Origin of the sequence: Psychrobacter urativorans, from assembly GCF_001298525.1 — a bacterium.
Classification (GTDB): Bacteria; Pseudomonadota; Gammaproteobacteria; order Pseudomonadales; family Moraxellaceae; genus Psychrobacter; species Psychrobacter urativorans_A.
The window spans coordinates 77398-89476 of record NZ_CP012678.1 but is presented as its reverse complement, the minus strand read 5'-3'; the positions used below and the strand labels follow the sequence as shown (position 1 = coordinate 89476).

The window sequence follows — 12079 nt, the reverse complement described above, 5'->3', positions numbered from 1 at the left end:
GTCGCAAATTATACAAGGTTTTTTTAATATTACAAGCCCTAAAGTAAATTTTTCTGTCAGAGCACTGTAGAATCTAGCAATATGCTGACAAAATTATCACAGCATCTTAGTTAAAATTTGCTATTTTAGCCAGATAATAAACAAAAACCTATTTTATCGCTGTACTTATTAAGGAATTTATAATGAAAAACACTCTATTAAACAAATTATTTATGGCATCTAGTGCTGCCTGCCTTCTTACTTTTGCCATGACAGGAGCGCAAGCCGCCCCAACTGGTTATGACCAACTCAGCTTTCAAACAGAAGTCAAAGAAGAAGTAGCAAATGATGAAGTACGCGCCAGTTTATATAAAAAACTGCAAGCCACTGATGCCAAAACGTTAGCAACACAGCTTAATACCGCGGTAAATAAAGCGTTAAACATTGCTAAGCGCTATCCTAGCGTCACGGTCAGCACCGGACAGCAAAGCACCTATCCACGCTATGATAAAAACGAAAAAATTATCGGCTGGACTGGACAAGCCAATATCGACATAAAAAGTACCGACTTTGCAGCGACTAGCCAGCTGATTGCCGATTTGCAAGAAACATTGGTCATGAACAATCTCAACTTTGGGGTTTCAGATAGTAAGAAAGATGCCATAGAACAAAAACTGATGACCAGTGCCTCGCGCGCCTTTCAACTACAAGCAAAAAACTTAACCCGTGCTTGGGATGCAAGTAGCTATCGCGTAGTAACGGTCAACCTTAATACCAACAATAATAACTATCCACGCCCAATGTACAGCATGAAAGCAGCAGCCATGGAAGACTCAGTACCAAGCCAAAGCTTTGAGTCGGGTAATAGCACTATTTCGGTGACGGCAGGTGGTACGATTGAATTGACAAGATAGTAATGAAGATGTCTGTATAAAAAGACAATAACGCTTAACAATAAAGGCAATCGCTAAATATAGCGATTGCCTTTATTTTATTTATCAATATAAGCCGACACGATTTATCATTTAATCAGATGTTTTATCAGTAAAGTACGGGTTAATAAATCACGCACTTTACCAATAGTTATTTAATTGCTGGCTGCTCAAGTGTCATCGGTGTATCCGCTTGCGGCTTAGCGGATGATTGTATATTGGGTTGTTTACCATCTTGGCGCAATTTCAATAATACCTTTTGATGCCATGGCAACTGCTCATACGCTAAAAGCTGTTGGGCAATTTTCTTGTTATTTTGCAACATTGCCGTATTTTGAAGCACGTAGACAGTGCGCGAAACTTGCGCCACGCTCTGCCCTTTCTCATTGCTCACCACTACTTTGATAGTATGCGCACCAGGCAAGAGATCTACCGTAGCGATTGATGCGCTTAAGCCTTGGGTGACCTGATTACCATCTAAGTAGATACTCACACTATCACCAGCTTGCAGCGCAGGCTTGAGTTGTACGTTGACGACGATATTTTGTGCCGGACGATGATAAGCACGTTCTTCGCTGGGTTCAGTCATGGTCAACTGATAATTTACTCGGGGCGCTTTGGTTGCCGTTGAGGTATTTTGTGCGGCGCCAATGGTTTGTGTCGATGCACTCGACTCAGTATTAGCCGTACCTGATTGACCACTCGTTGCGCTATGAGCATGGGTTTCAGTAGTAATGCCCGTTTGGCTAATTTTCTTGCCTGTTTGCTGCTCATATTTTTGTACATTGTCCGTAAACGTCACACGCCCTGTTTGCTGATCAATCACTTTATAAATAGAGGAGGCATTGGTTAATGGTGCGTAAAAAACTACCATACCCAGCAGGATACCATTTAGCAGGCTATTTTTACGTGATGACTTCTTGCCTGATGATTTATTGCCTGTAGCCGCTGCCATCTTCGTCAGTCGTGGCGATGTGGATAATAGAGTCATAGTCAGTCAACCTCGTTAATGAGCGTTATTAATCATGATTATAACCCTTATAACGCGGTCTTTTTAAGATGAGAAGCGTTAATTTTTTATCAGATAGTTTATTAATACTATTTACCTTATAAACAACCATAAAAAAACCAGCTAAGACGCGCTGAGCTGGTTTTTTATCATTTAAAATAATTGAGCGGATGAGCTAAAATTAGCAGCTATAGTACAAGTCAAACTCAACAGGATGCACGGTAATGTTGACGCGTTGCACTTCTTCTTCTTTGAGCGCGATATAAGCTTCTAACATATCTTTGGTGAATACATCACCTTTTAATAAGAACTCATGATCGTCTCTTAACGCTTGTAGTGCCACTTCTAAATTTTCAGCAACCGTTGGGATGAGTGCTTCTTCTTCTGGTGGTAAGTCATACAAGTTTTTATCAGCCGCTTCGCCTGGATGGATTTTGTTTTGAATACCATCAAGACCCGCCATCAATAACGCGGCAAAGGCTAGATATGGGTTGGCGGCTGGATCAGGGAATCGCGCTTCAACACGTACCGCTTTTGGGCTTGATACGTGTGGAATACGAATAGACGCTGAACGGTTAGATGCCGAATATGCCAACTTAATTGGCGCTTCATAATGCGGCACAAGGCGCTTGTAGCTATTGGTTGAAGGATTGGTAATCGCATTTAGCGCGCGGGCGTGCTTAATGATACCACCGATGAAATATAGCGCCGATTCAGACAGACCCGCATATTCGTCACCAGAGAAGGTATTTACGCCGTCTTTTGAAATAGAAATATGTACATGCATACCTGAACCATTGTCACCAACGATAGGCTTAGGCATAAAGGTCGCTGTTTTGCCAAACTGATGCGCGACGTTATGTACCGCATATTTTAGCTGCTGTACTTCATCCGCTTTACGCACTAGGGTATTAAACGCGACACCAATTTCTAACTGACAAGGCGCAACTTCATGATGATGGACTTCGATGCAACCTTCACCAACGATATCTTCGATACGGTCACACATCACGGCACGCATATCTTGTGAGCTATCGACTGGTGGTACAGGAACGTACGCGCCCTTAACACGTGGGCGGTGTCCCATATTGCCCCATTCATAGTCCTTATTGGTTGACCATGCGGCTTCTTCAGCGACAATCTCATGGCTCACGCCTGACATATCAATAGACCATTTTACTTCGTCAAATACAAAAAATTCTGGCTCAGGACCGAAATAAGCGGTATCACCAATGCCAGTAGATTTCAAGTATTCTTCGGCACGGCGCGCGATAGAGCGTGGGTCACGGTCATAACCTTGTAGCGTTGATGGTTCAATGATGTCACAAGTCACCACCACAGTAACCGCATCAAAGAACGGGTCGATAAATGCAGTCTCTGGATCAGGACGCAAGATCATATCTGACGCTTCGATACCTTTCCAACCAGCGATTGATGAACCATCAAACATCTTGCCATCTTCCATTGATTCTTCATCAACGCTATGAGATGGAAAGCTCATATGATGCTCTTTGCCGCGAGTATCCGTAAAACGAAAGTCAACCCATTTGGCATTAGATGACTTGATAAGATCTAGTAATTTATTCGACATAAAAAATTTCCCTCGTGGTTATCAGATTATAACGATTTAAAGTTTCTGTACTCGTTGTCGAGACAGCTTTATTGTGGTGTTTGACGGTGCTCACTTACCATTACCCCAAAGTTTCATAGGGATAATCAGCGCTGGTGCTATTTTAGCAATATCTGACCAATAATGCTGAACTGTTATGCACTCATCAACATGACATTTGTCATTATCGAGGCTAAGATTCTCATTATTCAGGGTTTTTGTATAGATTTATATGAATAATATTTTTGATTAGCGTGCAGCAGTAGACGACATTTAATAGAACACAAAATAGTGGTAAGATAACCTGCTCAGTGATAATGTACCTAGTGGTAACATACTGGATGAAAATCTAACTGATACCATAAACATCGACAACAAATACGAGCAATAGGCATTGCTCTAACGTCATGTTAGATGCGTAATGTCATACACAGTAATAAGCCTACCTTTATAAAACAAAAACACATTAATAGGTTGAACCCATAATGATTCTAATGATCGATAATTACGACAGCTTTACGTACAATATTGTACAGTATTTCGGTGAATTGCAGCAGGACATCACCGTCTGGCGTAATGATCAGGTCACTTTAGACGACGTTAAAACACTGGCGCCGGATATCATTGTCATTGGTCCAGGTCCTTGCGATCCTGATCGTGCGGGTATCTCACTAGATATTATTGATACGTTTAAAGGGATTATTCCTATTTTGGGTATTTGCTTGGGTCATCAAGCCATTGGTCAAGCATTTGGTGGACAAGTGGTCAAAGCTGGCGAGGTCATGCATGGTCGCTTATCTGCCGTTTATCATAACAATCAAGGCGTATTTGTAGACTTGCCCAATCCTTCGCAAGCCACGCGTTATCACTCTTTAGTGGTGGATAAAACCAGCCTACCCGATTGTTTAGAAGTTACGGCATGGACACAGAATACAGATGGCAGTATTGAAGAAATTATGGGCTTTCGTCATAAAGAATTTGCGATAGAAGGGGTGCAATTTCACCCAGAATCTATCTTAAGTGAAGCCGGTTACCAGCTGCTGAATAACTTCTTAAGAACCCACAACTTAGCAAAACTGAGCACCGATCAGTTACCACAAGTTGGCTAATGACCCAAAATACTTTGTATCATTACATAAAAAAATAATAGTAAACGAGACCATCATGACCATTGCTCATATAAAGGATAGGCACAAACAAGATGCACCGCTAGCCTCCATAAATACGCCTGAAGACATTGCTAAACTTTCGGATGCAGACATTCACACACTGCTTACCAGTGCTTTAGACCGCATTTTTCAACATATTGATTTAACCTTTGATGAGATGTACCAAGTCATGCTGATTATTATGCATGGCAAATGTAGCAACGCGATGATGGGCGCTATTTTGACCGGACTGCGCATGAAAGGTGAATCCATTGATGAGATTACCGCTGCCGCCAGTGCCATGCGAGCTTTAGCAGAAAACATTGCACCGAATGCTTGCGATTATCTGGTTGATATTGTTGGTACTGGTGGTGATGGCGCTAATTTATTTAACGTGTCTACTGCTTCAGCTTTGGTTGCTGCTGCGGCTGGCGCACAAGTCGCTAAACACGGTAACCGCGGAGTATCTACGCGCTCTGGTAGCTCAGACTTGCTAGAGCAAGCGGGTATCAGTCTGGCGCTCACCCCAACGCAAACGCTTGATTGCATTGAAAACCAAGGCATTGGCTTTTTGTTTGCGCCAAATCACCACAGCGCCATGCGTTATGCCAATCCGGTACGCCGTGAGTTAAAATCCCGCACGATTTTTAATATTTTAGGTCCTTTAACCAATCCTGCTGGCGTCCCTAATTTGGTGATTGGGGTCTTTACCGCGCGCTTATGTGAGCCAATGGCAAAGGTGATGAGAAATCTGGGCGCACGTCATGTGATGATTGTTGGCGCAAAAGATGGCTTAGATGAAATCAGCCTTGCGACCTCCACCACCGTCGCTGAGCTCAAAGATGGTGAAATCTCCGTCTATGACATTATGCCAGAAGATGCAGGTATCGAGTCCCAGACCCTTATTGGACTTGATGTAGAGTCACCAGAAGAAAGCCTTGAGCTGATTCGTGCCGCCTTATCGGGTAATGCCACTACTGAGCGCTCAATACTCAAAGCCCGCGATATGATTGCCCTCAATGCAGGGGCAGCGATTTATACGGCAGGGCTTGCCAGTAACTATAAAGATGGCGTCAGTCAAGCACAGGCGGTTATTCAAAACGGTTCCGCATTAACCAAGCTTGAATCTCTAGCTGAGTATACCCAGCAACTTGCTGCGAGTGCTTGATTTGCCACTGTTTTATTTTAATAAAACATTACTATTGATTGCCCTATTAAACTGATTGCTAGCTGGATAATATAATGACTACAAACACTCAAACTAATACAAGCTCAGACGCTCACATTCCTTCAGTATTACAGCGTATTGTCGCCACCAAACGCGACGAAGTTAAAGCCGCCAGTAACGCGCTGTCACTGACAGAATTGCAAGCACAAGTTGCTGCTGATAAGCGCCCACGTCGTGGCTTCGCTAACGCCTTACGTGCTGCCGATATTGGTATTATCGCTGAGATTAAAAAAGCTTCACCCTCTAAAGGCATTATCAACCATAATTTTGCCCCTGCCGCCTTTGCTGCGCAATATGAGCAAGCAGGAGCAAGCTGCCTATCCATCTTGACCGATCGCGATTATTTTCAAGGTGATGATAGCTATCTTATCCAAGCGCGCGAAGCCTGCAATTTACCGATATTGCGTAAAGATTTTATGATTGATGTGTATCAAATTTATCAATCGTATTTACTGGGCGCTGACTGTATTTTACTCATTATGGCGTGTCTAGAAGATACGCAGTTGCAAGAATTGCACGCGCTCAGCATTAAACTCGGTATGGATGTTTTAATTGAAATACATACTGCCGAAGAGCTTGAACGCGCCCTACAATTACCGCGCTCAGTCCATAATATTTATGGTATTAATAACCGTAATTTAAATACTTTTGAAGTGGACTTACAAACCACCTTAGACTTAAAAAACACGCTGTTGCAAGCCTTGGCTAATAATGACCATAATGATGGCGAAGACTCATTATTAAAACCGCTGATTGTCACCGAAAGTGGTATTCATAACGCCGCTGATATTCATCTGATGCTGAAACACGATATTCAACACTTTTTAATTGGTGAGCAGTTTATGAAAACTGACCACCCTGGGCAGGCGTTACAATCGTTACTTGCAGGCGTCGCTGTGAGCGCGTAAAGTAGCGAATATAGCAGCACCTATTTAACTATTTTTACCTATTCACTCATTAAACAGACGCGCTAACTTCTATGTCAAATTCTCTATTTTCACAAGAAATGCAAGACCAACTCAAAGAGCTTAAAGGTCAACTCAGCAAAGGTCGTGATACCACGTCCCCAGATGGCGATAATGGCAAACCAACAGAGCCGGTTTCTCTACTTACCCAAAAACAAGTGAAGAAAACCGTCAAGCAAATGGACTCTGAGCATATTGACGACGATAAAGTCTTGTTTATGCAAGCGATGCACGGCGTTAATCAGCTCGATGATAAAAACGTGCGCTCGCCTGCCAATGCTAAAAAAGGCAGTAAACCTGATGCAGCAACTTTATCAAAACGTGCCGCTGCACAAGGTAGTGATGCCGTAGAACTGGGCGCAGGCTTATCCGATATGCAAGCGCTACTGAACCCTGTCGCTGGTGAAGCGTATTTATCTTATAAAAACCCAACTTTGCAGAACAAGATATTTACCCAGTTAAAACAAGGTAAATTGCGTTGGTATGATGCGGTAGATATTCATGGTTGTACCATTGAAGAGGCACGTGTAGCAATGACGCAACTGCTTAGCCAAGCCAAGCAAAACAATGAAACATCAGTAAAAATCGTCCATGGTAAAGGTAGTGAAGCTATTCTTAAAACCTGTGTCAATGGTTGGTTACGTCAATTACCAGAAGTGTTAGCATTTTGTTCAGCACCACCAAAAGACGGTGGTAATGGTGCGGTATTGGTATTGTTAAAAAAGAACAAGACCGATGCAGAAAAATAAATATTGATAATTATCATAAATTAGCTATAAAAAAAGGACTGCCTAAGCGCAGTCCTTTTTTATAATTTTATATTTATTACCTCTTAACGAGGCTCATGTTTTTTTACTTTAGGAAATCTAAAGCCTTTTTTTAAATGCCTAAACTGGCGTTTAACGATTGGTTTATCCTCTTCATTGTTCTTTACCTCATTATCAACTTCAAAGCCAGTCGCTTCAGTTTCCTTGCTTAAGTTGACAGGCTTATTATCATCGTGAGTGACATTAGTATTCGTCAGTTCGACCTTCTCTACTTTATCTTCAGTCGCCTTTTCTAACTGATGCTTCAGTTCATCTGGATTGACCAAAAGCTGCTGAGTCGGCAAGGCTTGTTCAACGTTATATTTTTTTACTAGCGATAACACATCAACCAACAAAATATCTTGTTTCCCATAAAACTCGGTTGCACTAACCGCATTCACATAAGCACGCAATTGTATGACGTAACAATCTTGACGCAGCTCTGAAATGTTCGCCTGATTCCATTCTTGATTGGTCAATTTATGGGTGTCTAAAAACTGACTTAACGCTTCGACCATTTTAAACACCACGTCGATATCAGCATTGCGCTTGATATACAAATGATGCAAAAAGTGGAACATATCGCGTGAAGTAAAGTTTTCAATTTGCATAGATGAAAAGTCACCATTTGGCACGGTTACTATCGTACGGTTAAGCGTACGCACACGCGACGAACGAATACCAATATCTACTACCGTGCCTTCGTATGTGCCAAATTTACAATAATCTCCGATACGTACAGGCGAATCAGCGACCACGACCACACTGCCGACCAAATTCTCGATGGTCTTTTGCGCACCCAATGCTAACGCTAAACCACCAACCCCTAATGCTGCAATACCAGTCGTTAAATCAAAACCTAAATTGCCAAAAATAACAATAACCGCAAATATCAATAGCAAGGCTTTGACGATTTTACGCATCAACCCCAAGATGGAAACGCGCTCGATATAGTTCTTTTTATAGCTTAGATTTACAGCACGGGTAAATATTGAATCGATAACTCGTAGCAATAACCATGTTGTTGCAAGCCAAGAAGCAATATCGGTAAAGCGATTTACAGGTTCACGCAGCGTCACAGACACGCCAAAATAGACCATAATTTCGGATAATATCAATGCCATAATAACCACAGCAAGCGGTAATATCACTTTATTTGGTAAGCCCAATGGCACACCGCGTACACGTGGATAGATAATATTTAACAAATGATACAATAGCCAAACCAGCATATAAGTTAGTATAAAACTGCCAATAGTGATGGCAACTGCAGCAGTTAAATCCGTTACTTGATAACTAAACAGCTTTTTACCTTCAAGCCCATCAAAGGTGTAGCGCGATATAAGGGTCGGCTGCGTATTTTCTATAACTTCTGGAATAGAGCTGAGCGTGTCACTAGAAAACTGCCAATACTGCTCCCCGTTTTTCGACACTACCCGCTCTAATAACAACGGCACACTTTTTTCACCAATATTAATGCTACCGACTTTCTCTTGGCTAGGTGGCAGCTGATCGGTTAAATTGCCCTCTGGTGTATTATTAATCTGTAAATCAGGCTGAAAACGTCCGCCTGCATCCAGTGCTTGTTTAAACTGACGTACAATAGTGGTTGGATTATCAGATTTGGATAAATTTAGATAATTGCTTGCCAATAAAAAATCGTTTTCACCAAGTGCACTGATAAATCCCTGCACCGTATGACGCGGCGAATCACGCCCAAAAGAATCGGGCAATGGCTCGCTGACACTTTCCTCTTTATTACCGCCAATACCCAGTACGCTACCTTCAACCGCTAAGGCAGGCTTCGGCAACATCAGACTCAATAGCAATACGAATAGCAGCGCTATAAATGTTAACAGCGAACTAGGTAAACTTGGATGACGCTCAATAGACAAAACAAACCTCTTTATTTGATATCACTATAGATGTTAATTTTAGCAGCCTATTTTAAAGGATTATGGCACCAATAAAATGTATGTATTGTGCAGTCTATGATAACAACGATGGATGACTGCAAGTCCGCTGCAACCTTTGACAATAACAATAAAGCCTTAGTGTGAAATTAATTCATCTTATGATGAATAAAAATTAGGTTAAAGTGGTTTATAAAGGAGACATTTTTATAGATAATGGCGGCGCGTCATTTATTGATTACTTTTTGTAATTTTTAGCTGCCTGACTTTTCGCTTCTGTAATTTTTTGATATGTTTACTTTGGAATTAAATATGGTTTTATCACGCTCATCTTCGACCACTTATCTTCGGTTGTGTATTTTAAGTGCCTTTGGTGCATTTGCCGTTAGCGCTACCGCAGCCACTAATGAATTAAATGTCGTCAGCGATAATGAACTACCACAAGTTGAGCTTGATAAAATTGTTGTAACTGCCACGCGTACGCCGACTAAAACCAGTAATGTCATTGCACAAACTCGTGTTGTAGATAAAGAAGACTTAAAGCGCTTTCAAGGTCAGACAGTGATGGAAGTCTTAAGACGCCAGCCAGGCTTTAGCGTTAAACAAGATGGCGGAATGGGTACAAATAGTAATTTTTATCTGCGGGGATATGATAGTAAACGCGTATTAGTACTCATAGATGGTATTCGTTATGGCTCAATGTCAACTGGACAACCTACACTGGGGTTATTACCTGCCGACCAAATTGACCGTATCGAAATTTTATATGGCGCATCTGGGTCTAGTATTTATGGTTCTGATGCAATGGGTGGCGTGATTCAAATCTTTACTAAAGGTCATGACATTGACCAAAGCAATGTTTCTGTTACCGCAGGTGTCGGCTCACACGATCATTATGTTTACGGTGCAGGAGCTCAGTTTGCAAACGCTCAAGGTGTAAAACTTAGCCTTTCTGCCAGTCGCAATCAAACTAAGGGCATCAGCGCTATTGAGAACCAAATAGGCAATAATAGCGACGACGATGGCTTTAGAAGCAATAACTTTTCTCTAAATGCTAGCATGCCTATTACTCAAGATATTAGTGTTGGGGCAACTGGGATCTTTGCCAAATCGATTTCTGAATTTGACGACTACAGTAATGTTTCTAACGCAGAAACCGATCAAAAAAATGGTGTAGTATCAGCTTTTTCACAATATGAAAAAGATAATCTCACAGTACGTCTGTCCGGCGGTCAGAGTTTAGATAAACTCAATAATAGAATTGGTGATGCCTTTGAAACCAAGCAAAAACAAGTAAATCTATTGACTATCTATAAGCTATCTATGGGGCAACTACAGGCAGGTGCTGAATGGCTCAAACAAGACGTTAATGTTACAGATAATACACCTGCAACTGGTCGAGATAGTTATAAAATAAATGACCGTACTATAAAAAGTGGATTTGCTGGTTATCAGATTAACGAAGATGCCTACGATTTTCAAGCCAATGTTCGCGTTGATGATAATTCACAGTTTGGTGATGAAACTACATTTGGTCTTGGTTATGCTTTAAAGTTAGCGCCGAGTCTACGTATTGGTACTAGCTTTGCTACCGGTTATAGAGCGCCTACTCTAAACGACCTGTATATCGAAAGCGTTTACTACGTTCCAAATGAAAATCTAAAAGTTGAAAAAAGTAAAAATATAGAAGTATTTATTGAATCTAATACTGCAGCGCAAATCACTCGCTTAACAGGGTTTAGTAGTGACGTCGATAATCTTATTGATAATGCTTATGACGATTCCACTAAAAAATATAAAGCCGTTAATATTAATAAAGCTCGCTTAACAGGTTACAGCTTTACTTCAGATTGGCAGCTAAGCAACATCCTGTTTGGTGGTCAATATACTCGTACCAATGCAGAGGAACGTACAGGAGCTAATAAAGGTAAACAATTAGCATATCGTCCTAAAAATACTGGATTGGCTTATATAGGCTACCAAGCTGGCAACTTTGATATACGTACTGAAGCAGAATATGTCGGTAAGACTTATAACTCTGCAAACGAAACCACTTTTATTGATGACTATACGCTATTCAACATTAGTGGTAATTATTATATTAATCCAAATCTATCGTTAAATAGTCGTATCAATAACTTAACCAACAAAGACTATACAACTAACGAAGGTTTTGGTACTCGCTATGGTCAAGACGGCACCAACTTCTTTACCTCACTTACCTATAACTGGTTCTAAACTCAGTTAAGCTTATCAAAGTTTAAATAAATAAAAAGGTCATCAATGTTTGGTGACCTTTTTTATGCCCATTCACTTGCTTTTAGGCACACAGAGATATCATTTATCAGTTGAGTACATAGCCTTTTTATCAGCCAATAGGTGACAAATTACCCATCATACTTTACAATAACGACCTCCGAGAGGTGTTGCACCATAAATAATAGTTTGGTTTATATTTAAAACTTACTATTTATTCTTTATGTTAGGCTC

The 12079-nt window shown here is 41.1% G+C and carries 9 protein-coding genes; 6 read left to right on the top strand and 3 right to left on the bottom strand.

All coding sequences use genetic code 11. The annotated features are described in order from the left end of the window. Positions 1 to 182 precede the first annotated feature (182 nt). Entirely contained in the window at positions 183 to 893 is a 711-nt protein-coding gene (locus tag AOC03_RS00390; RefSeq protein ID WP_062533089.1) for an SIMPL domain-containing protein, read from the top strand. A 169-nt stretch (positions 894 to 1062) separates the two neighbouring features. Here the strand turns inward: AOC03_RS00390 and AOC03_RS00385 are convergent, their stop codons facing one another. After that, complete coding sequence (locus AOC03_RS00385; protein ID WP_084785718.1) at positions 1063 to 1902, bottom strand: DUF4124 domain-containing protein; 840 nt, start codon at positions 1900 to 1902, stop codon at positions 1063 to 1065. A 199-nt stretch (positions 1903 to 2101) separates the two neighbouring features. Next, positions 2102 to 3511, bottom strand: coding sequence for a type I glutamate--ammonia ligase (glnA, locus tag AOC03_RS00380; protein WP_062533087.1), 1410 nt, complete (start codon positions 3509 to 3511; stop codon positions 2102 to 2104). Positions 3512 to 4014: 503 nt separating this feature from the next. Between glnA and AOC03_RS00375 the strand changes: the two genes are divergently transcribed. From AOC03_RS00375 to AOC03_RS00360, 4 genes are all read left to right on the top strand, one after another. Beyond that, complete coding sequence (locus AOC03_RS00375; RefSeq protein ID WP_062533086.1) at positions 4015 to 4638, top strand: anthranilate synthase component II; 624 nt, start codon at positions 4015 to 4017, stop codon at positions 4636 to 4638. 55 nt (positions 4639 to 4693) lie between these two features. Next, positions 4694 to 5845, top strand: coding sequence for an anthranilate phosphoribosyltransferase (gene trpD, locus AOC03_RS00370; protein WP_062533085.1), 1152 nt, complete (start codon positions 4694 to 4696; stop codon positions 5843 to 5845). Between the two features lie 74 nt (positions 5846 to 5919). Further along, positions 5920 to 6813, top strand: coding sequence for an indole-3-glycerol phosphate synthase TrpC (gene trpC, locus AOC03_RS00365; RefSeq protein WP_062533084.1), 894 nt, complete (start codon positions 5920 to 5922; stop codon positions 6811 to 6813). A 71-nt stretch (positions 6814 to 6884) separates the two neighbouring features. Then, on the top strand, positions 6885 to 7619 hold the full coding sequence (locus AOC03_RS00360) for a Smr/MutS family protein (protein ID WP_062533083.1): 735 nt from the start codon (positions 6885 to 6887) through the stop codon (positions 7617 to 7619). An 83-nt stretch (positions 7620 to 7702) separates the two neighbouring features. On the opposite strand, the gene AOC03_RS00355 is transcribed toward AOC03_RS00360, so the two are convergent. Beyond that, positions 7703 to 9571 carry a mechanosensitive ion channel family protein gene (locus tag AOC03_RS00355; protein WP_062533082.1) on the bottom strand — a complete coding sequence of 623 codons (1869 nt, stop codon included), beginning with the start codon at positions 9569 to 9571 and terminating at the stop codon, positions 7703 to 7705. A gap of 330 nt (positions 9572 to 9901) precedes the next feature. Here AOC03_RS00355 and AOC03_RS00350 point away from each other — a divergent pair, with 330 nt between their 5' ends. Continuing rightward, entirely contained in the window at positions 9902 to 11827 is a 1926-nt protein-coding gene (locus AOC03_RS00350; RefSeq protein WP_062533081.1) for a TonB-dependent receptor domain-containing protein, read from the top strand. The last annotated feature ends 252 nt before the right edge of the window (positions 11828 to 12079 follow it).